Origin of the sequence: Acidovorax sp. DW039, from assembly GCF_037101375.1 — a bacterium.
GTDB lineage: Bacteria > Pseudomonadota > Gammaproteobacteria > Burkholderiales > Burkholderiaceae_C > Acidovorax.
Genome location: NZ_AP029019.1, coordinates 4,404,060 through 4,427,730, shown reverse-complemented (window position 1 = coordinate 4,427,730; position 23,671 = coordinate 4,404,060). Strand labels below are relative to the sequence as shown.

19 protein-coding genes are annotated in these 23,671 nt (G+C 65.1%); 9 read left to right on the top strand and 10 right to left on the bottom strand.

Going from position 1 to position 23,671, the window contains the following annotated elements; all coding sequences use genetic code 11:
* Positions 1-79 precede the first annotated feature (79 nt).
* Positions 80-1,927: a methyl-accepting chemotaxis protein gene (locus AACH87_RS19840; RefSeq protein WP_338796291.1), complete on the bottom strand. Its 1,848-nt coding sequence runs from the start codon at positions 1,925-1,927 to the stop codon at positions 80-82.
* Between the two features lie 190 nt (positions 1,928-2,117).
* Here AACH87_RS19840 and AACH87_RS19835 point away from each other — a divergent pair, with 190 nt between their 5' ends.
* Positions 2,118-3,410, top strand: a complete 1,293-nt coding sequence (locus AACH87_RS19835; RefSeq protein WP_338796290.1) for a THUMP domain-containing protein — start codon at positions 2,118-2,120, stop codon at positions 3,408-3,410.
* Positions 3,400-3,858, top strand: a complete 459-nt coding sequence (locus AACH87_RS19830) for a putative toxin-antitoxin system toxin component, PIN family (RefSeq protein ID WP_338796289.1) — start codon at positions 3,400-3,402, stop codon at positions 3,856-3,858. The genes AACH87_RS19835 and AACH87_RS19830 overlap by 11 nt, the downstream gene beginning before the upstream one ends.
* A 343-nt stretch (positions 3,859-4,201) precedes the next feature.
* Here AACH87_RS19830 and AACH87_RS19825 read toward each other — a convergent pair whose 3' ends face one another.
* The 3 genes from AACH87_RS19825 to AACH87_RS19815 all read right to left on the bottom strand — a co-directional run bounded on the left by AACH87_RS19825 (position 4,202) and on the right by AACH87_RS19815 (position 9,091).
* Positions 4,202-6,184, bottom strand: a complete 1,983-nt coding sequence (locus AACH87_RS19825) for an IPTL-CTERM sorting domain-containing protein (RefSeq protein WP_338796288.1) — start codon at positions 6,182-6,184, stop codon at positions 4,202-4,204.
* 393 nt (positions 6,185-6,577) lie between these two features.
* Positions 6,578-7,411 (bottom strand): hypothetical protein, encoded by an 834-nt coding sequence (locus AACH87_RS19820; RefSeq protein WP_338796287.1) that lies wholly within the window; start codon positions 7,409-7,411, stop codon positions 6,578-6,580.
* An 18-nt stretch (positions 7,412-7,429) separates the two neighbouring features.
* Positions 7,430-9,091, bottom strand: a complete 1,662-nt coding sequence (locus AACH87_RS19815) for an FMN-binding glutamate synthase family protein (protein WP_338796286.1) — start codon at positions 9,089-9,091, stop codon at positions 7,430-7,432.
* Positions 9,092-9,302: 211 nt separating this feature from the next.
* On the opposite strand from AACH87_RS19815, the gene AACH87_RS19810 reads away from it, so the two are divergent.
* The 7 genes from AACH87_RS19810 to AACH87_RS19780 all read left to right on the top strand — a co-directional run bounded on the left by AACH87_RS19810 (position 9,303) and on the right by AACH87_RS19780 (position 17,235).
* Complete coding sequence (locus AACH87_RS19810) at positions 9,303-10,148, top strand: UPF0149 family protein (RefSeq protein WP_338796285.1); 846 nt, start codon at positions 9,303-9,305, stop codon at positions 10,146-10,148.
* Positions 10,149-10,273: 125 nt separating this feature from the next.
* Positions 10,274-11,788, top strand: coding sequence for a SulP family inorganic anion transporter (locus AACH87_RS19805; RefSeq protein ID WP_338796283.1), 1,515 nt, complete (start codon positions 10,274-10,276; stop codon positions 11,786-11,788).
* A gap of 234 nt (positions 11,789-12,022) precedes the next feature.
* On the top strand, positions 12,023-12,325 hold the full coding sequence (locus tag AACH87_RS19800) for a hypothetical protein (protein ID WP_338796281.1): 303 nt from the start codon (positions 12,023-12,025) through the stop codon (positions 12,323-12,325).
* 1 nt (position 12,326) lies between these two features.
* Entirely contained in the window at positions 12,327-12,755 is a 429-nt protein-coding gene (locus tag AACH87_RS19795) for a sterol desaturase family protein (protein ID WP_338796280.1), read from the top strand.
* Positions 12,756-13,030: 275 nt separating this feature from the next.
* Positions 13,031-13,552 carry a sigma-70 family RNA polymerase sigma factor gene (locus AACH87_RS19790; RefSeq protein WP_338796279.1) on the top strand — a complete coding sequence of 174 codons (522 nt, stop codon included), beginning with the start codon at positions 13,031-13,033 and terminating at the stop codon, positions 13,550-13,552.
* Positions 13,553-13,581: 29 nt separating this feature from the next.
* A complete protein-coding gene (locus AACH87_RS19785; protein WP_338796278.1) occupies positions 13,582-14,601 on the top strand; it encodes a FecR domain-containing protein in 1,020 nt (339 codons plus the stop codon).
* 99 nt (positions 14,602-14,700) lie between these two features.
* Positions 14,701-17,235 carry a TonB-dependent receptor gene (locus tag AACH87_RS19780; RefSeq protein WP_338796277.1) on the top strand — a complete coding sequence of 845 codons (2,535 nt, stop codon included), beginning with the start codon at positions 14,701-14,703 and terminating at the stop codon, positions 17,233-17,235.
* 30 nt (positions 17,236-17,265) lie between these two features.
* Here the strand turns inward: AACH87_RS19780 and AACH87_RS19775 are convergent, their stop codons facing one another.
* The 6 genes from AACH87_RS19775 to AACH87_RS19750 form a co-directional block, all read right to left on the bottom strand.
* The gene (locus AACH87_RS19775; protein WP_338796276.1) at positions 17,266-18,867 is read right to left on the bottom strand and encodes a hypothetical protein; all 1,602 of its coding nucleotides are present in this window, start codon (positions 18,865-18,867) and stop codon (positions 17,266-17,268) included.
* Between the two features lie 93 nt (positions 18,868-18,960).
* Positions 18,961-19,449 (bottom strand): nuclear transport factor 2 family protein, encoded by a 489-nt coding sequence (locus AACH87_RS19770; RefSeq protein WP_338796275.1) that lies wholly within the window; start codon positions 19,447-19,449, stop codon positions 18,961-18,963.
* Between the two features lie 93 nt (positions 19,450-19,542).
* Entirely contained in the window at positions 19,543-20,691 is a 1,149-nt protein-coding gene (ssuD, locus tag AACH87_RS19765; protein WP_338796273.1) for an FMNH2-dependent alkanesulfonate monooxygenase, read from the bottom strand.
* A gap of 186 nt (positions 20,692-20,877) precedes the next feature.
* A complete protein-coding gene (locus tag AACH87_RS19760; protein ID WP_338796272.1) occupies positions 20,878-21,438 on the bottom strand; it encodes a CinA family protein in 561 nt (186 codons plus the stop codon).
* A complete protein-coding gene (locus AACH87_RS19755) occupies positions 21,435-21,980 on the bottom strand; it encodes a phosphatidylglycerophosphatase A (RefSeq protein WP_338796271.1) in 546 nt (181 codons plus the stop codon). Before AACH87_RS19755 ends, AACH87_RS19760 begins: the two co-directional genes overlap by 4 nt.
* A complete protein-coding gene (locus tag AACH87_RS19750; RefSeq protein WP_338799028.1) occupies positions 21,977-23,533 on the bottom strand; it encodes a DUF4139 domain-containing protein in 1,557 nt (518 codons plus the stop codon). The genes AACH87_RS19755 and AACH87_RS19750 overlap by 4 nt, the downstream gene beginning before the upstream one ends.
* Positions 23,534-23,671 lie beyond the last annotated feature (138 nt).

The window sequence follows — 23,671 nt, the reverse complement described above, 5'->3', positions numbered from 1 at the left end:
AGCCTGCCCCACGTCCCGTCCATCAGATGGCGCACCCAGCCCCACTCGTTGTGTGGGGCCAGAAATGCCGAAATGCCCTTTAGCGCAGGCGCGCCATCGGCTTGGATGCCGGGGGCAGGGATGCATGGCCCCCGTGGTCTAGCTTGAACCCCGCCACAATTTCCGCCAACTGTGCCGCTTGCTGCTGCAGTGCTTGGGCGGCGGCCGTGGCCTCCTCCACCAGTGCGGCATTCTGTTGTGTGCCCTGGTCCATGTGGCTCACCGCGGTGCCAATCTCAGCAATGCCGGTGCTTTGCTCCTGGCTGGCATTGCTGATCTCGCTCACGATGGAGGTCACTCTGCGCACGCTCTCCACCACCTTCTCCATGGTGGCCCCCGCGTTCTGCACCAGCTGGCTGCCAGCGTTTACTTGGCTGACCGAGTCATCAATCAGCGCCTTGATTTCCTTGGCCGCTGTTGCACTGCGTTGTGCCAGGGTGCGCACTTCTGCCGCCACCACCGCAAAGCCCCGGCCTTGCTCGCCAGCGCGGGCGGCCTCCACGGCGGCGTTCAGCGCCAGGATGTTGGTCTGGAAGGCGATGGAATCGATGACGCCGATGATGTCCACAATCTTGCGTGCCGAGCTTTCGATGCCGCCCATGGTCTGCACCACCTGGCCCACCACCGTGCCACCGTGGCTGGCCACCTGCGATGCTTCAGACGCCAGTTGATTGGCCTGCCGGGCGTTCTCGGCGTTCTGCTGCACCGTGGCCGTCAGCTCCTCCATGGCGGCGGCGGTTTCCTCCAGGGATGAGGCCTGCTGCTCGGTGCGTGAGGACAGATCCTGATTGCCGCTGGCGATTTCGCTGGTGGCCAGTTTGACCGACTCAGAAGCTTCGCGGATACGCACCAGCACCACGGCAATCTTGTTGACGAAGTCGTTGAAGGCCTGCGCGATTTGCGCCAGCTCATCGCTGCCCTGGGTGTCCAGTCGCCGGGTCAGATCGCCTTCACCCGAGGCAATGTCGGTCAAAGCGTCGCGCACCTCTGCCAGGCGGCGCAACTGGCGGCTCACCGCCACGGACAGCAGCGCCACAGCCAGAGCAATACACAGCACCGTAATGATGGTGGCCACCTGCAGCAGGTCGCGCACGGCGGCAGTGGCCTGGGCGCGGTCAATGGCAATGGCCAGAATCCAGGGCGAACCCTCTACTTTGGCGGCATACACCAGTTGCTGGGTGCCGTCGATGGCCAATTCGCTGCGCTGGCCATCCTCGGCCAGTTTGCGCAGCAATGCCATGTCCAGCTGCGGGGTAATCGAATTGGCAGGCTTGAGGGCCAGATCGGCCTTGGGATGGGCCAGGATGTTTCCTTCGCCGTCCAGCAAAAACGCAAAGCTCTGCGCAATGGGGCGAATGCCGTTGACCATGCGGGTCACCGTGTCCAGGTGCATGTCGCTGCCGATCACCGCCGTGGGCTGCCCCTGCGGCCCTACGGGCTCGACAAAGCTGATGGTCAGCTTGCCGGTGCTTGCGTCCACATAAGCGGGTGTCAGTGCCGGGCCACCTGTTTGCACGGCCTGCTTGTACCAGGGGCGCGATGTGCCGTCGTAGCCCTCAGGCATGGGGTGGGCAAAGATGTTGCGCTTGTCCGCGTAGACAAAATAGGTGTCGTCAAACGCCCCGGCCTGCTTGGCTGCCAGAAGGAAGGGCACGGGCTCAGCCTGCCCCACGGCCAGCTTCAGCGAGCTCGTGATGCGCTGCTTTTCCTTGATCCAGGTGGTCAGTTCGTTGGCGTGGTTGCGCGTGAGCTGACCCATGCGTTCATCAATGCTGCTCAGTGTGTTGTTGCGCACCACCACAAACGTCGCCAGAGCCAGGGCGAACAGGGCGGCGACGGTGATGGCAACGCAAATCCCGATCAATCGGGCGCGCAGGCTTTGGAACATTGTTATCCCCTTGTGAACTGGAGCGGTGGATAGAGAGAGTGAATGCTGACGCTCTCTTTATCGGTAATCCGGCAGGGCAAATCAAGCGGTTCTTTGTAGAGTGTGGGCGGCTTTCCACAGCCTCTCACACCGTTCGTCCCTAGCGTTTTGTCCGCCTGGGGGCCGGTGGGCTTATCCTCGGGGCCTTCCTATGAATTCACTGCAAATATTTCTGCCCTGCGCCGCTGGCGTCGAGGGATTTCTGGCCGATGAGGTCCATCACATCACGGGCCTGACCGGGCATGACCTGCTGGTCGGGCGGGGCGGCGTGCTGCTGCGCGCTTCCTGGCGGCATGCGCTGCTATTGAACTTGCACAGCCGCCTAGCGCAGCGCGTGCTGGTGCAGCTGGCGCACCGCATGTACCGCTCTGAAAACGACCTGTACGCCTTGGCCAGCGATGTGGCGTGGGAGATCTGGTTCACCACGCGCCAAAGCTTCAAGATCGAAGTGACGGCGCAGCACAGCCCGCTCAAGAGCCTGAACTTCGCCGCCCTCAAGGTCAAGGACGCGGTGGCTGATCGCTTCCGCGCCAAGACCGGCGTGCGCCCCGATGTGAACACTCAGTGGCCCGATGTGCGCATCCACATGCACCTGACCACCGATGAAGCCACGCTGTACATCGACACCTCGGGCGAGCCGCTGTTCAAGCGCGGCTGGCGCGAGGACAAGGGCGACGCACCGCTCAAAGAAACCCTGGCCGCCGCCATGATCGCCGCCAGCGGCTGGGACCCGCACGGCGACAACCCCCAGCCCCTGTACGACCCCTGCTGCGGCAGCGGCACCATTGCGGTCGAGGCCGCGCAGATCGCCTGCCGCATCCCGGCGGGCATGCTGCGGCGCTTTGCATTCGAGAAGCTGCTGCCGTTCCAGGCCCATGTCTGGACTGCTATCAAAAACGAAGCTGAAAGCGCAATACAGACCAGCGCAGTGCCCATTTTTGGCAGTGATGTGGCCTTCCGCATGGTCGATTTTGCGCAGCGCAACGCCGAGCGCGCAGGCGTGGCCCAGGCCGTGCAGCTGCGCGGCGGCGACGCCCTGCAGCGCATGCCGCCGTGTGACCAGCCCGGCGTGATGCTCCTGAACCCGCCCTACGGCGAGCGCATTGCCGCTGCAGGCAGCGCAGGCCGCAACGCCAGCGAGCGCGCCGCCGACCGCGCCCAGGGCATGGCCGTGGGCCGCGAAGAAGCGCAGACCGAAGATGGCGGCGAGTTTTTCAGCCAGTTGGCCACGCACTGGAAGAAGAACTACAGCGGCTGGACGGCCTGGATGCTCACGCCCGACCTGAAACTGCCCGGCAAGATGCGCCTGAAGGAATCGCGCCGCGTGCCCATGTGGAACGGCCCGATCGAATGCCGCATGTTCCGCTTCGACATGATCAAGGGCGCCGTGCGCGAGCGGGCGGCCAAGGCAAACCCCGATAACAGCCTGCGAAATGAAGGTTGAACTGCACCTGCCCGCCGAGGCCCCGGCGGGCGAGCCCGCGCGCCAGGTGGTGGTGGACACCAATGTGGCGCTTGATCTGCTGATCTTCAGCGACCCGCGCACTGTGCCGCTGCGCACGCTGCTGGCCCAAGGGCGCCTGGCCTGGATCGCCACGCAGGTCATGCGCGACGAGCTGGAGCGCGTGCTGGCCTATCCCCACATCGCCGAGCGCATGGACTACTACCGTGTGGATGCCGCGCAGGTGCTGGCCGCGTTTGATGCGCAGGTGCGGCTGGTGGACATTGCCCCCAAGGTGGCCTATGTGTGCAAGGACGCAGACGACCAGAAGTTCATCGACCTCGCAGCGGCGCACCGGGCGATCTTGCTGAGCAAGGACAAGGCGGTGATCTGCATGCGCAAGCGGTTGTTGGGGTTGAGCGCTGATGTTGCCACCGAACTGGTTTTGTAGGTTGCCGGGCACTGAGTCACGGCTACAGCGTATGCGCATTCCTTGCGCGCGGAACTTGCATGAATGGATGGCCTGCCGTGGTGACTAGCGTGCTGTCCTGTAGATAGCTGCGCACAATGTCGTGTCGATGGACTCGCGCCTTGGGAAAGGCTCAAGTCCGCCCCGGACACCACATGTTGTCACGAGAACACGTAACGTATCCCATTGTTTTCAGGCTTGAGACGCGATGTCATACGCAGTTATTGCTTCGTGGCAACGGCATTTTTTGTGCGCAGGCCGTCTATCGACTGACAGAGGCGCTGGTCATCATATGCGCCGCATGCTTTTGCGGTGCGGCTTCACTTCATTGGATTGCGCGCCGTCGTGACGTATGGGCGCCCAAGCCTGCAAGCACGAGTGCAAGCCCCACCAAGGCCCATTCGGAGAGTGTTGGAATGGATGCAGTGGCCAGTGGTAGGGCCAGGGCGACCGGGTCAACGATGCGTCCGTTTTTCATCCCGTCGTCGTCGCCCGACTCGCCGTCCCTGACGGAGTAGGTGATGGTATTTCCATGGACGCTGGCGTTCACAGGGAACCACCGAGGGGTTGCGTTGGGGCTGTACTTCATCAGCACAGCATTGGCTGGGATGGCGGAGGGGTATTCCAGCGTCACCGTCAGTGTGCTGTCGACGTCGCAGCTGTCTGCCGTGAAGTCGAACATGCCCTGCGGGAAGGTATAGCCTGTTGGTGGCGCCGTGGCCACCGCTTTGACATCGGTGAACCGCCGCTGGGTAAACGTGCACTGTGTGCCGCCGCCAGTGAATGACGCCGTTGCCATGCCGGTGCCGGTGCTAGTGGGCGCGGTGTAGCGGTTGTCTGGGATGACCACGGTGAATGTGCGTGAGGCAGAGAAAGGGGCACCCGTGCCGGTGGAGCTGTCCGTTGCAGAAACCGTAAAGGTGTAGCTACCGCCTGCCGTTGGCGTGCCGCTGATGATGCCGGTGTTTGCCGACAATGCCATCCCTGGCGGCAGACTTCCAGAGGCAATGGTAAACCGGTAGGGTGCATTGCCTCCGGTAGCTGCGACGGCCTGACTGTACGCCACCCCGCGGATGCCATTTGGCAAGCTGGCTGGGGACATACCGATAGTGGGTGCGCTCACGGTCAGCGACAGATGGCCGCTTTGGACGATGAAGGGCCCTTGACCCGTGCTGCTGTCGGTGGCGCTGACCATGAATTGGAAGGTGCCTACTGCTGTGGGCGTGCCGCTGATCGTGCCGGAAGACGATAGGCTGAGCCCCCCGGGCAGTGCGCCGGAGGCCAATAAATAGGTGTAGGGCGCCCTGCCTCCGCTGGCGGAATTCAGGCTATGGCTGTAGGTTGCGCCAAAAGACGCATTGGCTGGCGCCGTTGGCGAGAAACTGATGGTAGGCGACGCCACCATGATCGATTGCGTCGCGGCCATTGAGCTGCCCGCGATGTTGGAGACCGAGTAGGTGAAAGAGTCAGCGCCTGCATAGCCGGTCGTGGGTGTGTAGCTCACGCTGGCGCCAAACACCGCCAAAGTCCCATGTGTGGGTGACGCATGCACCGCGAGCGAGGTTGCGGCGCCGCCCGAGAGGTTCAAGGAAATGGGGGCGTTGTTCGCGCCGTAGGGTACGGAAGAAGAGGCGTCGGCGCTAACCGGCGGTGCTACGTACGTATAGCGCGACGCAGTCCTGGCAACGCTGGTCCCGCTAGGGGTCGTGGCCGTGACGTCTACAGTGCCCGCAGCCTGCGCAGGCGCAATCGCCGTAATGGTGTTGGCATCCACGACCGTGAAAGAGGTTGCGCTGATGGCTCCAAATTTGACATTGGTCACATCGGAGAGATAGGCCCCCGTGAGCGTGAGGGAAGTGCCGCCCGCCACGGGGCCTTCGACGACCGACAAGGTGCTGATGGCGGGCAGCAACTCGCCTTCTGCCTTGGCATGAAACAGACCGTTCGGCACGGGGCCTGTGACGCCAGGCGCGCTCACGCCGCTGTTGAAATAGAGACCATACCCATCCATGCCAGAGCACGTGCAACTGAACACTACAGACACGGTCGTTCCCGCTAGCGCGGTGTAGTTGCCGGTGAAGGTGTTCAGCCCTGGAGTAATCGGGCCGGATGCTGTGAACGTCTGGCAGTTGGCTCCATTTTGGTCGCACAGATTGACGAATGGCGTGACCGATCCAAAGCTGTCATAGACATCCGCTGTGACGCTTGTGACGCGCACGTCTTCGGAGCCCACCGCAAACTTCTGCGTGCGCCGGTGGTTCTCGCCCACCCAGACGTTGCCGGCATGCCCCAGATACAGCGTATCCATGAGGGTTTTTGTGGTGACGGCGTTGGCCGGACTGACAGAAAAAAGCGCGAGTAATAGTCCGATGCGAAGGAGGCTGGCGCATGCGGCAGCGTAGAAGGAAGGAGATAAATGCACGGAGAGACTGTTATGAATGACCGATTGACGGACTGATCCTAGTGTGAGAGCAGGCCTGCAATTTGACTGCGCGTCTCAGCCGTTTTGCTTGTGCGTTCCGGGAGACCAGAATCCAGACACGGAGTTGGTTCGAGTAGCGAGCGCCGGTTGGGTATGGCTGCGCATTTCACGGGTGCGCACCATCGCAGCGGCCAGCCGCTTGATGGCTGCGGCTGGCCGAGGCAAACCCGGCGGTCAGAAGTTGGCTCTAAGCGCCATCTTCAGGCGGTCACATCAATGTCAGGCCAGCAAGTCATACGCCGCCCGCACGCGCTGCACATCGCGGCCCAGCTTGCGGCTCTGGGGCAGATGGCGTGCGGGGCTCAGGCGGCGCAGGGTCTGCGCCATCACCCCCTGCAGCGCCGGGCCGCGTGAGCGAATCCACTGCGCCCACAGCGCCCGCGCATCCTCCAGCGCTCCGCTTTGGCGCAGGTAGATGGCGGTGGAATGCGCATAGCACAGCGCATCCCGCGCATGGCACAGCGGCAGCGGCAGCACGGCCGTGGGGTCGTCTTCAAAGTCCACATAGCCCACCACCCCATCGGGGCAGCGCACCAGGTTGCGGGCAAAGGCCTGGCTCAGGCAGGTGCCCTGGTTGTGCACCAGCTCCATGGCCCGCAGGCCTTGCGCCCACAGGCGCAGAACGGCCTCGGGCCCCGCGGGCACCGCCGCTTCGATCTCGTTGCCCAGCGAGGGCGTGTTCTGGCCAGGGCGGCCCAGGTGGCGCATCAGAAAGCCGTTGTCCTGCGCGGCCAGCACCGTGGGCACCCGCAGGCCGCGCGCGGCCAGGTCGCGAAGGCGTTGCACTTCGGTGGCAATGGCGATGTTGCCGCCCACGTTGGGCACCGGTTGCAGCACAGGCAGGCCAAACAGCAGGGCCAGGGCACCCATCACGCGGTAGCGCGCCATGCCATGGGGCGTGTTGGCCTTCTTGACCCACACCTGCTCGTCTCCGAGCTGGTAGCACGCGGCGTTGAACTGCTGCGTCTGCAGCTGGCGGGCCAGGAATCCGGCGTAATCCACGGCGGGGGCGGGCGGCACCTCCGGGTGCTCTGTAATGGGGGGCAGGTTCATGAAAACGCGAAACGCAGGCTACACCGTGTGCGCCTGAAAACTGTGAGGATTGGCCAGCGGCCAGTATTGGCGAAAGACATTGTGCTGCCCTTCCAGAGGCCCCAGCAGCGCGCCGGGTTCCACGCGTGCAATCAGGTTGGAGAGCAGGCGCACCTCGGTGTCGCTGATGCGGCGCACGATGTGGTGGGCGGTGATGTCGCTGGGGTGGGTGAGCCCGGCGGCCTGCACCAGTTCCTGCAGCGCATGCAGCGTGCTGCGGTGAAACTGCGCCACGCGCGTGGCCTTGTCGGGCACCACCAGGGCCTGCTGGCGCTGCTTGTCTTGTGTGGCCACGCCGGTGGGGCAATGGCCGGTGTGGCAGTTTTGTGCCTGGATGCAGCCCAGCGCCATCATGAAGCCGCGCCCCGCGTTGCACCAGTCGGCCCCCAGGGCCATCATGCGGGCAATGTCAAAAGCGCTGATCACCTTGCCTGCGCAGCCAATGCGCACGCGGTCGCGCAGGTTCACGCCCACCAGCGTGTTGTGCACCAGCAGCAGGCCTTCCTGCAGCGGCGCGCCCACGTGGTCGGTGAATTCCACCGGGGCTGCGCCTGTGCCACCTTCTGCGCCGTCCACCACAATGAAGTCGGGCGTGATGCCAGTCTCTAGCATCGCCTTCACGATGGCAAACCATTCCCACGGGTGGCCCAGGCAGAACTTGAAGCCGGTGGGCTTGCCGCCCGAAAGCTGCCGTAGCCGTGCGATGAAATGCATCATCTCCACCGGCGTGTTGAACGCGCTGTGCCGTGCGGGCGAGATGCAGGCATAGCCCTCGGGAACGCCCCGCGCTGCGGCAATCTCGGCGGTGACCTTGGGGCCGGGCAGCACGCCGCCGTGGCCCGGCTTGGCGCCCTGGCTCAGCTTCAGCTCGATCATCTTGACCTGCGGGTCGGTGGCGTTGGCGGTGAAGCGTTCGGCGTTGAACGTGCTGTCATCATTGCGGCAGCCAAAGTAGCCCGAGCCAATTTCCCAGATCAGATCGCCCCCGTGCACGCGGTGGTGGGCAGATATGGAGCCTTCGCCCGTGTCGTGCGCAAAGCCGCCGTTCTTCGCGCCCAGGTTCAGCGCCTTGATGGCATTGGCCGACAGCGCACCAAAGCTCATGGCCGAGATGTTGAACACGCTGGCCTGATATGGCTGCGTGCATGGTGCGGCGGAGGGCGAGGGTGCATCCGGGCTGCCGCCAATCCACACCCGAAAGTCGTGCGACGCCAGCTGCGTGGGGGCCATGGAGTGGTTCACCCATTCGTAGCCCTGCGCCCCCACATCCAGGTGTGTGCCAAAAGGCCGGTTGTCCGGGTCGCCCTTGGCGCGCTGGTACACCAGCGAGCGCTGTGCACGCGAGAAAGGAGCCGCCTCGCTGTCGCTTTCAATGAAGTACTGCCGCACCTCGGGCCGGATGTATTCGAGCATGAAGCGCAGGTGCCCGATCACCGGGTAGTTGCGCAAGATGGCGTGGCGCGTCTGCCGCATGTCGTAAATGCCCAGCACCACCAGCGCCGCCAGTACCAGCAGCAGTGCCAGCCCCCAGGGGTTGCTGTCCCACCAGAGCAGCGCTGCGGCCTGCGCCACCAGGGCCAGGGCACACAGCCCCAATGCGGTGTAGCGAACCGGGTACAGTTGATTGAGTTGATGGATCATGGCGTTGGCTCTGCTCACAAGGCCCACAGGGGTGGACTGAAAGGGGTTGGCTGGCGGCGGCTACACTCGCCGCCTTGGCGCGGCGCATGCCTGCCGGGTTGCAGCCCCGCCAGGCTCTTGCCTTCAGGCGTTGCAGGCCTTGGACTGCAGACCGGCCCCAGGCATCATAAGAGCATTACCGCCCGCCCGCGCCCTCTACCGGAGCCCCTCCATGACCCCCACCGATACCGGCAACCTGTCTGCCGACAACACCCCCCAGAACCCCGTCACCGGCCTGGGCCCTGAAGAGCTGGAGGAGCTGGACAACCTGCTCGACGACCTGCGCACGCGCGGCGAAGAAATCCCGCAGTGGGAGTTCTGCGATGGCTTCATGACTGCGCTGATCTGCAGCCGCCGCCCTATCCCGCCTGCCGAATACCTGCCCATGCTGCTGGGCGACGGCGCTGCGCTGGATGTGGCCGAGGGCGAACCCCTGCCCGTGCTGCCCGCCTTTGCCAGCGCAGACCAGCAGGCCCGTTTCATCGAGCTGTGGATGCGCCGCTGGAACGAAGTGGTGAGCCAGCTCGATACCGATGTGAAGACGCTGGACGACGAGCGCACCTTCCAGCCCGAAGCCATGGACATGCGCGGCGCAGTGGCCAGCCTGCCCGAAGCAGAGCGCGCTGAAATGGAAGGGCAGGAGATCCCCTCCTTCGGTCAGGTGTGGGCGCTGGGCTTCATGTTCGCCGTGGAAAACTGGCCCGAAGACTGGGCTGCCCCCCGCGACAAGGAAGCCGCCCGCTGGCTGGACGACGCCCTCGACAGCATCGTGGCCCTGACCGAGGACGATACCGGCAAGCCCGCGGTCTGCATGTACAACGAAGACGGCCCCCCCAGCACCAGCCAGGCGCGCGTGGAAGCCTTCGGCGAAGCCATCTGGGCCGTGTACGACCTGCGCCAGCTGTGGAAGAGCATCGGCCCCCGCGTGGAAACCCTGCGCAAGGCCCCCGAGCCCGGCCGCAACGACCCTTGCCACTGCGGCAGCGGCAAGAAGTACAAGAAGTGCCACGGCGCTTGATGTCTGTTTGCTATTGAATGGATAGCTGCCTGCGCTTATTCATCAAGCGCTAGAGGCTGTTTTTGTTTGGATCTTCACGCGCCTTCGGGCGCGTTGTTGTTTGACACCCCAACGACTTGTTTTTGATGTCTTCCTTTCTGACCCGCCTGCGCGCCGAATGGGCACCGAGCATTCCGCGTGAGCTGCTGGCCGGGGCCGTAGCCACGTTTGCGCTCATCCCCGAGGTCATTGCCTTCTCCTTCGTAGCGGGTGTGGACCCTTCGGTGGGGCTCTTTGCCTCGTTTGTCATCAGCGTGGTCATCGCCTTCACCGGCGGGAGGCCCGCCATGGTGTCTGCCGCTGCGGGTTCGGTGGCGCTGGTGGCCGCGCCGCTGGTGCAGTCGCACGGGCTGGGCTACCTGTTGGCGGCAGGGCTGCTGGCCGGGGCCGTGCAGGTGGCGTTTGGGCTGATGAAGCTGGGCGTGCTGATGCGCTTCGTGTCCAGCTCGGTACGCACCGGGTTTGTGAACGCGCTGGCCATCCTGATCTTTGCCGCGCAGCTGCCGCATCTGCAGGGTGCCAGCACGGCCACCTGGGGCGCGCTGGGGTTGGGGCTGGCGCTCATCTATGGCTTGCCCTGGCTGGCCCAGCGGCTGGCGTGGCCTGCACTGTCCGTGATTCCGTCACCACTGATCTGCGTGGTGGTGCTCACGGCGCTTGCGTCCGCGCTGGGGCTCAAGCTGCCCACCGTGGGCGACCTTGGCCAACTGCCCGATGCGCTGCCCATGTTCGCGCTGCCGCAGGTGCCCGTGTCGCTGGACACGCTGCGCATCATCCTGCTGCCCGCGCTGGCGATTGCCATGGTGGGCCTGCTCGAATCGGTGCTCACCGCCGCTGTGGTCGATGAACTGACCGACACCCCTAGCGACAAGAACCGCGAATGCGCGGGCCTGGGGTTTGCCAACATCGCAGCCAGCCTGTTTGGCGGCATTGCGGGCTGCGGCATGATCGGCCAGGCCGTAGGCAACGTGAAGTACGGCGGGCGCGGTCGCCTGTCCACGCTGTTTGCCGGGGTGTTTCTGCTCATCCTCATGGTGGCGCTCAAGCCTTGGGTGTCGCAGGTTCCGGTGATTGCGCTCGTAGCCATCATGGTCATGGTGTCGGCCGAGACGTTCGACTGGAAATCGCTCGGCGCGCTGGTGCGCCATCCGCGCCTGTCCAGTGCAGTGATGCTGGCGACGGTGGTGGTCACCATTGCCACGCACAACCTCGCTGCCGGGGTGGCCGTGGGCGTGGTGCTCAGCGGCGTGTTCTTTGCGTTCAAAGTCTCGCGCATGCTCGACGTGCGCGTGCATGACGATGCCCCAACCGGCCAGCGCACCTGGCATGTGTCCGGCCAGGTGTTCTTTGCCTCGGCCGATGCGTTCATTGAGGCGTTTGACGTGCTGGGTGCCGAAGGCCGCGCAGTGATCATCGACGTGACGCACGCCCACTTCTGGGACATCACCGCCGTGGCCGCGCTCGACAAGGTGGTGGAGCGCCTGCTGCACCACGGCTGCACGGTGCAGGTGCAGGGGCTGAGCGAAGCCAGTGCCGTGCTGATCGACCGCCTGGGCGACGAAGCCGCAGCGGCGCGCTTGCGGGCACCTTGCCGCCCATGACCACTCCCAGGACGCTCTCAATCACGCCAGAAACAGAATAGAAACGGAACGCCTTGTGCGGGTGGGGTGGCTGCGCTGTGTGCACGCCTGGTTTTTGGATGCAGCGTTGCTCTGACCCCCGTGCCGTTCCTCGGCGCGCCGATCCGCCACGATCCACCCTAACCCGTCGTTGCGGCCCCGCTGATAATGCCCCGTCGTTCGCGTTGATGTGAACCCTTCACCCCGGACCCGTTCATGGCCGAGCTCTACGCCTACCCCGTCATCGCGCTCCTGTTTGTGGGCATCTTTTGCCGCGAGGTCATCGCGCCCGCGTCGCGCAATGACTGCGATCACCGCTGGCTGATTCTGTCGACCGCGCTCGGCTTAGCCACCGTGGTGGTGACGTTGGGCATGGGCTATGTGTTTGGCGCAGTGATCCGGCGCAACGCCCTCTTTCCCGCCGCCACGCAGTGGGCACCTTACTGGGTGGGGGGGGCTCAGCTTTTTCCTGACCAGCTTCATCTTCTACTGGTGGCACCGGGCGACGCACAGGTTTGACGTGCTGTGGCGCATCTTCCATCAGCTGCACCACAGCGCCAAACGGGTGGAAGCCCTCACGGCCTTTTATGCCCACCCCTTGGATTCGGCGGCCGCGGTGCTCATCAGTTGCTTTACCAGCTACCTCATTCTGGGCGCTTCGCCGGTGGCCGCAGCCATTGCCATCGCGTTGACGGGCGCGTTCGATCTGTTCCTGCACAGCGACCTGCGCACACCCCGGTGGCTGGGCTATTTCATTCAGCGCCCCGAAATGCACACCGTGCACCACGCGCTGGACCACCACGCGCAAAACTACGGCCTGCCCCTGTGGGACATCCTGTTTGGCACCTGGGTCAACCCGCCAGAGCGGTCGCTCTCGCTGGGGTTTGAGGGGGACAAATCGCAGCGCATCGCCGACATGCTCTTGTTCAGGGATGTGCACAAGTCGTAGCGCACGGTGGGCATTCCGTCTCCAAAGCCGTCAGTGATCCCGTGTGGGCTGATTGCACCGGAAGTATCAGAAGCGCCAGAGCTGCCCTGTGGTTTGATGTTTGCTATTGAAGTAATAGCTGCTTACGCTTTCTGGATAAGCGCTAGAGGCATTTTTGATGTGTAATATTTTCCGGCGTAGGCTCGGCTGCGCATCCATCTTGAGGTGATTAATCTATAAAATGAGAACCATTCTCAAAAAGTGACAGTGATCTGTCACCGGGCTTGGAGGTTCTCATGGCGCTGGCCGGGGCAGTTCTGCAGCAGCAACTGCAGGTGCTGTATCGCGAACATCACGGATGGCTGTTTGGCTGGCTGCGCCGCAGGCTGGGGTGCGGCCACCATGCGGCCGATGTGGCGCAAGACACCTTTGTGCGCATTCTGGGTTCGCGCGATGCGCTGCTGGGCATGCGTGAGCCGCGTGCCTACCTGGTCACCACGGCCAAGCGGCTGTTGATTGACGAGGCCCGCCGCCGCCTCATCGAACAGGCCTACCTGGCTGAACTGGCCGCCGTGGCGGCCGCCTGCCGCGAGGCAGCGGCGTCTGCCGAAGAAGTGGCGCAAACCATAGAGGCCCTGCTGCAGATCGAGCTGGCGCTGGATGGGCTGCCGCCCAAGGCGCGGCAGGCTTTTTTGCTGTGCTATCTGGAAGGCCACACCCATGCCGTGGCTGCTGAGGCTCTGGGCGTTTCCACCAAGATGGTGCAGAAGTACCTGATCCAGGCACTGGCCCACTGCCAGCGCGCAGTGCAGGGTTGATGCCTGTGCCTACGCGTACATCTACGCCCATGCGCCCGTGGGATGCATCACCCCCCGCAGATCTGGCCGAAGAGGCGGCTGTCTGGATGGTGCAGCTGGATAGCGACGACCCCGCAGAGCGCGCCGCCGCACAGCAGGGCTTTGCAGCGTGGCGTGCGCAAAGCCCCCGGCATGCCGAGGCCGCAGAGCGCCTGGAGTCCTTCATTGGCCGGGTCAAGCAGGTGGGCGCAGGCGCTGGCGATGCCCGTGCAGCCCGCGCCGCACTGGATGCCGCGCAGCAGGGCGTGCGCCGCACGCGCCAGCGCTGGGCCGTGGGCCGCGCTGCAGGGGCGCTGGTGCTGGCCGCGCTGCTGGCCCTGCCAACATGGCTTGCCTTGCACCAGCACCCGCCTGCGCACCTGTGGGCGGATGTGCGCAGCAGCAGCGGGCAATGGCAGCGGCAAACGCTGAGCGATGGCTCGCAGGTCACCCTCAGCGGTGTCACGGCCATCCAGTGGCGCGCGGACGAGCGCGAGCGCGTGGTCGAACTGCTGCGCGGCAGCCTGCTGGTCGAGGTGGCCAAGGACGCCACGCGCCCCTTCTACGTGCAAACGCCGCTGGGCCGCATTCGCGCCCTGGGCACGCGCTTCGCGGTCACGTATGGCGACGGCGGCATGACGCTGGAGATGCTGGAGTCGCGCGTGGCGGTGCAAGGCGCTGATGCGGCCCAGCCCGTGGTGGTGGCTGCCGGGCAGCGCTTGCATGTGGATGCCCGTGGCATGGGTGCGGTGGAGGCTGTGGACGCAGCCAGCGTGGAGCAGGGTTGGCAAAGCCACCAACTGGTGGTGGACGACAGGCCGCTGCCAGAGGTGCTGGACCGGCTGGCTGCCCACCACGCCGGACCCCTGTATTTCGACCGCGCCGCGCTGGCGGGCATTCGCGTCTCGGCGGTTTTGCCCTTGGACGACACCGCGCAGGCCTTGCGCCTGCTGCAGCAGAACTTCCCGCAGTTGCGCCTGCGCTCCGTGGCGTCGCGCTGGGTCTGGGTCGGTCTGCAACCCGCGCCGTGAGCATTTCCTGAAAAAATGGGGCGTGGCTGGTTCCACTTTTCCGTTTGCTGTTCGTCAAGGCGATGAACTCCTCAGAACACGGAAAAAGGAACCCTTCCCATGCATACACAAGGCTTCACAAAGCGATTCAGCCCGCAAGGCTGCCTGTCCCCCCTCGCACTCTCGTTGTCACTGGCCCTGTCCACTTTGTCGGGTGGGGCTCAGGCTCAGGCATCGGGCGCGGCCAGCCCGCAGGTCTTCCACATTCCGGCAGGCCCGCTGGCACCGGCGCTGACCCGCTTTGCACAGCAGGCCGGTGTCGCGCTGGTGGTAGACCCCCAGCGTGTGGCGGGCCTGCAAACCCAAGGGATCAGCGGTCGCTTTGGCGTCGAAGAAGGCTTTGCCCGGCTGCTCCAGGGCACAGGCGTGTCCATTCAAAAAACCGGGGCGGGCTACCTGCTGGCACCTGCGTCAAACGCTGTGCCGGGCTCGCCCGTATCGCAAGCCGTGCCGGGGGCTGTGCCTGCTGAGCCAGCCGCTGGCGCGGGCGCGCTCCCCTTGGTGGCCGCCGCACCAGAGACCGCTTTGTCCGCTCCTGCAGCGCCTCGCAGCCCTGCGCAAGGCGAAGCGCTGGAGACGGTCGTCGTGCAGGCCTCTCGCTCCAACATCGAGGCTGACAAGGCCCCGCAGACGGTGCAGATCATCAGCAAGGCCGATATTGACCGCCAACTGGCGCTGTCCACCAACTCGTCGGATGTGCTGAGCAACCTGATTCCGTCGTACACGCCCAGCCGCGGCAAGATGAACGGCAGCGGCGAAACCCTGCGGGGCCGCACCCCGCTGATCCTGATCGACGGCGTGCCGCAGTCCAACCCCATCCGCCCCACGGGGCGCGAGGCGCACACCATCGACTTCTCCATGGTCGAGCGCATCGAGGTCATCCAGGGAGCCAACGCGGTCAACGGCCTGGGGGCCACGGGCGGCACCATCAACCTCATCACCAAGCGGTCCGAAAACGGTGCCTTCAACCAGCATGTGGATGTGCAGGCCACTATGCCCACGTCCCACATCGGGAGCGACGTGATGGGCTACAAGACCACCTACCGTGCCAGTGGCCGCCAGGACCGGCTGGACTATCTGTTTGCCATTGCGGCAGAAGACCAGGGGCTGTACCGTGACGCCAAGGGGCGGTCGATTGGCGCAGACAACACCCAGGGCGACCTGATGGATTCGCGCAGCTACGACATCCTGGGCAAGATCGGCTGGTGGCTGGACGATAACCAGCGTCTGCAGTTTTCGCTGAACCGCTACCAAATCAAGTCCGAGGCCAACTACCTGGCGGTGGCAGGCAACCGCACCACGGGCCTGCCCACCACCTCGGTGCGCGGAACACCCCCAGGCACCCCGCCGTGGAACGACGTGTGGACTTCCAGCGTCAGCTACAACCACTACGACCTGGCGGGCATGGAGCTGTCTGCGATGGTGTTCCACCAGGACTTTGAAGGCCTGTTCGGCGCCGACAGTTCGGCCACCTTCCAGGACGCCACCATCGCCCCCGTGGGCACGCTGTACGACCAGTCGCGGGCCGTGTCCAAAAAGCTCGGCAGCAAGGTCACGCTGACCAAGGCCGACTTGCTCGACAGCCGGCTCAAGCTCACCGCTGGCTTTGACACGCTGGTGGACAAGGGCAAGCAAGATCTGTATGGCACGGGCCGCACCTATGTGCCCGAGTCCGAGTACCGCAACCTGTCGCTGTTTGTGCAGGGCGAATACAAGCCGCTGGAGAAGTGGACGCTGCACGGCGGCGTGCGCCGCGAGTTTGCCGATCTGCGCATCGACTCCTACCGCACCCTGGCGCGCTACAACCGCGTGGCGGTGCAGGGCGGCACGCTGGACTTCAACGAGACGCTCTACAACGCAGGCATCGTCTTTGAGCCCACCCAGAACTGGAACCTCTTTGCCAGCTACTCCGAAGGCTTTGGCATGCCCGACGTGGGCCGTGTGCTGCGCGCCATCAACACGCCCGGCCAGAATGTGGACGACATGCACAGCCTGAGCCCCATCGTGACCCAGAGCATGGAGCTGGGCGCGCGCTTCAAGCGCGGCCCGTGGGAGGCCGAGGCGAGCTGGTTTCGCTCGTCCTCAGATTACGGCAGCCGTGTGATCCGGGTGAACGATGCCTTCATGCTGGCGCGAGAGAAGAACCAGATTGACGGTGTGGATGCAGGTCTGGCCTACCGCTTCAATCGTGCCCACAAGGGCAAGCTGTCGTACGTGCACACCCGTGGGCGGTACGACAGCGACGACAACGGCAGCCTGGACGCGAAGCTCGACGGCCTGAACGTGGCACCGAACCGGCTGATCGCCTCCTGGACGGCGCAGTGGGACGAGCAGCTGTCGTCCTTTCTGCAACTGCAGCACGCCTTCAGCAAAGACTTTGGTGACCCGGCCAGAAAGTTCACCGGCTACACCCTGGTGGACGCAAGCCTGAACTACAAGCTGCCTGGCAAGCAAGGCACCCTGCGCCTTGCGGTGGCCAACCTGTTCAACCGCAACTACATCACCTACTACTCGCAAAGTGCGCTGGTGGAGCCCTTGCGCTACTTTGCGGGGCGCGGGCGCACGCTCACGGTGGGCTACTCCATCGACTTTTGAGAGCGCCGGGCGCGGGTAGCCGCCCGGTACTCACACCAGCAGCGTCACCAGCCGCTGGTGGTTCGGCGTTTCGTGTCGCTCCATCACGCGGTGTTTCACCAGCATTTCCTCGGTTTCCAATTGCCGGGTGTCCGTGCTACGCACGGCCTCGGCGATCTTGCCCTTGGCCACGTTGATCGCGATGGTGGTCGTGTTGCTGTCCTGAATGGTGTGCCGGTCATAGTTGCCAGATGACAGGTCGAGCATGCCGCCATGGCGCGCCTTGGCGTAGGTGGACTGCAGCTGCTCGTTCTGCACCTGGACGATGGTGGCGGTTTTCTGCTTGTCATCTGCTTCCACCTTGGTCTTTTGGCTGATGGCGTACTGCGCATGGCCTTGTTCATTGGTGCTGCCCCAGCGGTTGGCGCGGGTGAAGTCGCCGCTGAAGCTGGCTTCAAAATCCACCAGCCCGCTGAGCATTGCCTGGGCGTCGTCGGCCACGCCTGCATCCATGGGGCCGGGGCTCTCCAGCGGCTTTTCGGCGGGCTTGTTGGGCGCGACGCCATGCAGTTGCGAAAAGCCGCTTTTGAACAAGGCCACCAGCTTTTCGTCGGCATGGCTGCGCGCGGCGGCCGCATCGATGCGCAGCAATTGCAGTGCAATGGCCGCCTGCCGCTGCTCTGCGCTGCCTGTTGGCAGCAGTGGGGCCGCATCCAGACGCAAGTCCAGCTTGCCCGCTTTCCCTTCGTAAGACAGCGAGTTCCCGCCGTCACCCAGCTTCAGCGCAAACGCACCCAGCGCCGCCGATGGGGTGGGGTTCTTGATCTCCAGGCTGAGCTGCGAGAACACGCCGCGGTCATAGTTCAGAAGGCCGGACAGTTTCATTTCCAGTTTCTGGTCGCTGCCCAGCCCTGCCAGCGCTTCTTCCAGCCCGTCTGACAGGGTCGCCAGCGCTTGCCGTTCGGTATCGCTCAGCGGTGCTGAGGTGTTCAGGCTCACCTGCAGGCCATGGCTGCTGGCTTGGCCCAGCTTTTCGGGCTGGTTGTTGACTGCAATCTGCAAATCGACCGTCTGTCCTGAGCGGGTCTTGATCTGCAGATGGACAGTGGTGGCTCCGTGCTGTAACTGGGCAAATTGCGCCTTCAGCGGCTGTGAGGGGTCTGCTGCCGAAAGATAGGTTTGCTCGTACTGCAGCGGCCCTTTGGAAGGTGCAGACGCCCGCGATAGCAGGGATTTGCCCAGTCCGTTCCACTGCCCGGCGAGATCGCCCGTCTTGCTGCGTGTGTAGTTGCGTTCCATCAGGCTGCTGGTGGCGTCATCAGCCGGGGCCTGAGACCAAGCCGGTGCCAGCTTGGGGAAGAGGGCAGAGAGATCGTCTGGCGGGGCAGACGCTGGCGTTTGAGTGATGCTGAACAATCCCGATGCACCGTAGGTGTTGTCGGGTGGCACCACGCGGTCTGCAGGCAATGCACTCCAGACCAGCGACGGCGCAGAGCTGGCGAGGAGCGCTGCCGGGGCGGAGGCTCCTGATGCATCAGGAGCGGTGGATAGCTGTTTCGCAGCAGCCTCTTCCACCCGTTGGCGCAGTGCCCCTGCATCCGCGTTGACCGTAGTGGTGGTGCGCGCAGTGGCGAGCGACGACAGCTGCGTCACGGGCATTCCCTCCCTGTGTTGTTGACAAATAGTTATCTATTTATCGGCCCTCCACAGGAAATCTGAAGCCCCCGATGCCCCGGGGGCGCAAGATCACCCTTGGGCGAGAAACTTCTTCAGATTGGCCGCCGCCGTGCTGCGCACCTTGCGCTTGAGTGAGGGCGACCAGCCCAGCAGCAGCCCCGGCGTGCCCAGGGCCTGGCGCGACCAGCGCCAGAAGTTGAAGTGGTCACGGTGCGTGGCAATCAGCGCATCGGGCGTGAAGGTGAAGGTGCCGTCGATGATGTTGTGCACCGTGCGGCCCGTGGCGCTGAAGAGGTAGTGTGCCTCCCAGTGCGCCCGCCCGCCATTGGCGTCGGCCTGAATGCCGTTGAACTCCAGCTTCCAGTGCTCCTGCGCGCCGGGTTTTTGCGCAGCACTGCACAGCATGCGCCACATGCCACCGATCTGCTCACGACCCTGGAGCGAGAAGGCTTCGTCGTCAAACCGGGCATCAGGCGCATAGCAGGCCGCCATGGTGGCGTGGTCGAGCTGGCTGAAGGCGTTGTAGAAGCGGTGCAGGGTCTGGGCGTTGGGATGCATGCGGTCTCCTCCTGAATGTGGGCGTTCATGCTACACCCCGCCCCTGTGGTGTGACTGCCGCCTGGGCGACGTTCACACCACCCGTCGGCTCGCTCAGCTTTGGGCCACTTTCAGCCGCGGCACGGCACCGTCTGCGATCGCTTCGCCAAACGGGCTCAGCAGCGTGGCTCCTACCTTTTCTTGCACTGCCACAGGGAGCAGAGGAAAGACCAGCTCGGCAAAGCGGTAAGCCTCTTCGAGGTGGGGGTAGCCCGAGAGCACAAACGTGTCGGCCCCCAGCGCGGCGTACTCCTTCAGCCGGTCTGCCACCTGCTGCGGGTTGCCCACCAGCGCTGTGCCTGCGCCACCGCGTACCAGGCCTACCCCGGCCCACAGGTTGGGACTGATCTCCAGCTTGTCGCGCTTGCCGCCGTGCAGTGCGCTCATGCGCTGCTGGCCTTCCGAATCCAGCCGTCCCAGCGCCGCTTGCGCACGGGCCACGGTGTCGTCGTCCAGCTCGCAGATCAGGCGGTCGGCAGCGGCCCAGGCTTCCTGCTCGGTTTCGCGCACGATGACGTGCAGGCGCACGCCAAAACGCACGGTGCGGCCTTGGGCAGCAGCGCGGGCACGGACGTCTGCAAACTTGGCCGCCACATCTTCGGGGCGCTCGCCCCAAGAGATGTACAACTCCACCTGCTCGGCGGCCAGGTCGTGTGCAGCGGGCGATGAGCCGCCAAAGTACAGCGGCGGGTGCGGCTGCTGCAGCGGAGGAAAGAGCTGGCGTGCGCCTTTGACCTGGATGTGCTCGCCTTCAAAGTCCACCGTCTCGCCCGCCAGCAGGCCTTTCCACACTTGGAGGAACTCACGCGCATGGTCGTAGCGTGCAGCGTGCGAGAGGAAGGTGCCATCGGCCTCCAGATCTCCCGCGTCGCCTCCGGCCACCACGTTGATGAGCAGGCGCCCGCCTGAGAGGCGATCGAGCGTGGCCGCCATGCGCGCATTGGCTGTGACGGAGAACGTGGAGGGTCTCAGCGCCACCAGAAACTTGAGCGTGCGCGTGACCGCTGCCAGATTGGAGGCAACGACCCACGAGTCTTCGCACGAGCGCCCCGTGGGCACCAGCACACCGCCGTAGCCCAAGCGTTCAGCGGCCTGGGCAATCTGCTGCAGATAGGTTTGATCGACGGCCCGCGCTTGTTGCGTGCTGCCAAGGTAACGGCCATCGCCGTGGGTGGGAAGAAACCAGAAAACGTTGAGGCTCATGAGGGGCTTTCAGCATCAGGAATGAAGGAAAGCCCCATTGTTCGAATGCGTCTGCACCGGCGTTTGATCTGCCGCAAACCCGCATGGGCGCTGGGTTTGCTTGCATCGGATGGTGCATATGCATGCTCGTTTTACGCATAAGCAACCTGCGCCGGGTGCGCTGGGCAGACGCTGAAGCGAAGGGTGTCAGTGGCCTGCGTTGATGAGTGCATTCAACCGTTCGCACGCCCACGCCAGCGTCTGCTGCCGCACGGCTGCGCGGTCTCCGTCAAAGCGGCGGGTGGCGGTGGTGATGTGGCCGTTCACGGCCCAGCCGAACCAGACGGTGCCCACGGGCTTGTCGGCACTGCCGCCGGTGGGGCCTGCAATGCCGGTGACGGCCACGGCCACCTGGGCGCGGGAGCGGGCGACTGCGCCTGCTGCCATGGCGTGGGCCACGGGTTCGCTCACGGCGCCGTGGGCGGCGATCAGCGCAGCGGGCACGCCCAGCAGGTCGGTCTTGGCCTCGTTGGAATAGGTGACGAAGCCCCGCTCAAACCACTGGCTGGAGCCTGCCAGGTCGGTGCAGGCTGCGGCAATCATGCCGCCGGTGCAGCTCTCGGCGGTGGCCAGCATCCAGCCGCGGGCGAGCAGGGTGGAGGAGATTTGAGTCAAATCGGCCTCTAGCGCTTGATGGATAAGCGCAGACAGCTCACTTTTTGGTAGCAAATCCGTAGCCGGGGCGCTGGGCGTGTGGGTGGTGCTCATGCAAAAAATCTCCACAGCGCAATCACCAGCAGCGTGCAGAAGGCGGCCACAAAGTCGTCAAACAGAATGCCCCAGCCCCCGCGCCAGCCAAAGCCTTTGAAGAGGCCATCGGCCCAGCCCACCGGGCCGGGCTTGGCGGCGTCAAAAAAGCGGAACAGGGCGAAGGCCACAATCTGGCCCGACAGGCCCATGGGCATGGCCAGCCACAGCACGAGCCAGAAGGCGACGATCTCGTCCCACACGATCGCGCCGGGGTCGGCCACGCGCAGGTTGCGCGCGGTGGTGGTGCATGCCCACCAGCCTAGCAGGGCTCCGCCCGCAATCAGTGCGCCCATTTGCCAGGCCGTCAGCCAGGGCTTGAGCACCAGAAACGACATCCAGCCCCACAGCGTACCCACGGTGCCGGGCGCGATGGGCGAGAGGCCTGAGCCAAAGCCCAGCGCAATGGCATGGGCCGGGTGGGCCAGCATGAAGGCGGCGCTGGCGCGGCGCGGGGCGGCCACGCCGGTGGCTGCTGCAGAAGTCGGGGAATCAAAGGTCATTGGCGTTCCTGCACGTCCAGGTCTTTGGCGTAGCGGATGGTGTGTTCGGCGCTGAACTGCGCGGTGGCCCCTGCCGCCAGCGGCTGTTGCCAGGCCACGGTGCCGGGTGTGCGGTTCCAGGCCTGGTCGGCAGGCTGGGGCTGGTAGCGCGATTCGACCTCGATCTTCTCGTTGCGCGACTGGGGCGCGGCATGCAGCACCTGCAGGGTGACGGGCGTCTTGTGGCGGTTTTCTACCGTGTAGGCGCGGCGGGTGCGGCGCTCCACGCGCGAGCCGGTAAAGCCCGCGCTGCTGGTCAGGTCCTGCACGGGCTCGGCGCGCACGGTGATCAGTTCGTCGCGCCCAAAGGCCAGGCTGCTGGTGCCATTGGCACTGGTGGCCGCTGCAAAGTCGATGCGCCCGGTGCCCACAAAGGCCCCATCTCGGTACAGGTTGGCAGTGCCCACGGGCCACACGCCGGGGGGCGGTGCCAGCTCGGCCACCAGGTAGGCTGCTTCTTCCACGGCGGGGGCTGTGCGGGTAATGAGGGTGACCGGGGCGGTGTAGTTGCCCAGCGCCAGCGTGACGCGCTGGCCGTTGGAGGGCACGGTGATGCGCTGCGGCACCGCAAATTCAGTGGCAAAGGCTTTGTCCGTGGTGCTCACTTCAAAGCTGGGCAGGGCATCCTCGGCCACGCCGCGCCGTGCGACGGGCGATGCGGGCGCCGGTGCCGACATCGCCATAGCGACAGCCGGAGCCGACTTGGGGACGGGCGGGGCGATATCCAGCGTCCAGGGGCGGGGCAGGCGGCCCTGGGTGGCGCGGCCGGGCTGGCCGGTGGAGAGGGTGAGCTGCACGTTGCTCCAGTCTTCGCCGCTGTTTTGCGCCACCAGGGCCTGGCGCTCCAGCAGCACGCTGGGCTTGGCAGCGTCGAGCGTGGCGCGGTAGGTGGGCTGCCAGCCTGTGCCGCGCACCTGGTAGGACAGGCGCAGCTCGGCCTCGCGCTCGGTGGCCAGGGTGACGGTGACAGAGACCACCTGCGCGCGCTGGCTGGCGGTGCGTTCACGCTCTGCCGTCAGGGGCTTGAGGGCGAGTTCCAGAGCCTGCTGCTTGCGCTGCAGCTGGTAGGCGCGGGTTTGTGATTCTTGTGCCGACTTGCGCAGTGTCTCTGCGGTGGCGGTGATCTGCGCGGGTGTGGCGGCTTGCGGGCGGCCGCTGGGCGTCTCAAGCCCACCACCCGCCGTGGCCACGTTTTTGAGGTAGCCGTCCACCAGCTCTAGCGAGGCCGCCTCGGCCTTCAAGGCGGCGATCTGGTCCTCCAGCTCGCGAATGCGCCCGTCGAGCGGGCTGGCGCACGCTGCCACCACGTCGCGGTCTTCGGTGCGCACATTGAACTCGCCCACGCGCACGGCGGGGTCGGCGTTGATCTGCAGGCTTTGCGCATCCAGCGATGCGGGCAGGCAGCCCAGCGTGATGCTGCGCGCACCGGCAGGCACCTTGGCCACGCGCTCTACCGTGGCGCTGCCGGGGTAGACGGTGACACGGGCGATGCGCGAAGCCGTGTCCTGCGCCATGGCAGGGGACGCCGCTGCGGCCCACGCCGCCAGCGTGGCTGCCGCCAGCACCCCAAGGCGCGGGCTGCTGGTGGTTGTTGTGGTGCGGGTGCCTTGCGTGGCGGAGGATGCGCGTGGAATGCGTGAAGGTGTCACGAG

Excerpts from the sequence above, each read along its gene's own strand:
- AACH87_RS19840 (WP_338796291.1), bottom strand. The coding sequence starts at position 1,927 with ATGTTCCAAAGCCTGCGCGCCCGATTGATCGGGATTTGCGTTGCCATC.
- AACH87_RS19835 (WP_338796290.1), top strand. The coding sequence starts at position 2,118 with ATGAATTCACTGCAAATATTTCTGCCCTGCGCCGCTGGCGTCGAGGGA.
- AACH87_RS19830 (WP_338796289.1), top strand. The coding sequence starts at position 3,400 with ATGAAGGTTGAACTGCACCTGCCCGCCGAGGCCCCGGCGGGCGAGCCC.
- AACH87_RS19825 (WP_338796288.1), bottom strand. The coding sequence starts at position 6,184 with ATGGATACGCTGTATCTGGGGCATGCCGGCAACGTCTGGGTGGGCGAG.
- AACH87_RS19820 (WP_338796287.1), bottom strand. The coding sequence starts at position 7,411 with ATGAACCTGCCCCCCATTACAGAGCACCCGGAGGTGCCGCCCGCCCCC.
- AACH87_RS19815 (WP_338796286.1), bottom strand. The coding sequence starts at position 9,091 with ATGATCCATCAACTCAATCAACTGTACCCGGTTCGCTACACCGCATTG.
- AACH87_RS19810 (WP_338796285.1), top strand. The coding sequence starts at position 9,303 with ATGACCCCCACCGATACCGGCAACCTGTCTGCCGACAACACCCCCCAG.
- AACH87_RS19805 (WP_338796283.1), top strand. The coding sequence starts at position 10,274 with ATGTCTTCCTTTCTGACCCGCCTGCGCGCCGAATGGGCACCGAGCATT.
- AACH87_RS19800 (WP_338796281.1), top strand. The coding sequence starts at position 12,023 with ATGGCCGAGCTCTACGCCTACCCCGTCATCGCGCTCCTGTTTGTGGGC.
- AACH87_RS19790 (WP_338796279.1), top strand. The coding sequence starts at position 13,031 with ATGGCGCTGGCCGGGGCAGTTCTGCAGCAGCAACTGCAGGTGCTGTAT.
- AACH87_RS19785 (WP_338796278.1), top strand. The coding sequence starts at position 13,582 with ATGCGCCCGTGGGATGCATCACCCCCCGCAGATCTGGCCGAAGAGGCG.
- AACH87_RS19780 (WP_338796277.1), top strand. The coding sequence starts at position 14,701 with ATGCATACACAAGGCTTCACAAAGCGATTCAGCCCGCAAGGCTGCCTG.
- AACH87_RS19770 (WP_338796275.1), bottom strand. The coding sequence starts at position 19,449 with ATGCATCCCAACGCCCAGACCCTGCACCGCTTCTACAACGCCTTCAGC.
- ssuD (WP_338796273.1), bottom strand. The coding sequence starts at position 20,691 with ATGAGCCTCAACGTTTTCTGGTTTCTTCCCACCCACGGCGATGGCCGT.
- AACH87_RS19760 (WP_338796272.1), bottom strand. The coding sequence starts at position 21,438 with ATGAGCACCACCCACACGCCCAGCGCCCCGGCTACGGATTTGCTACCA.
- AACH87_RS19755 (WP_338796271.1), bottom strand. The coding sequence starts at position 21,980 with ATGACCTTTGATTCCCCGACTTCTGCAGCAGCCACCGGCGTGGCCGCC.
- AACH87_RS19750 (WP_338799028.1), bottom strand. The coding sequence starts at position 23,533 with ATGGCGCAGGACACGGCTTCGCGCATCGCCCGTGTCACCGTCTACCCC.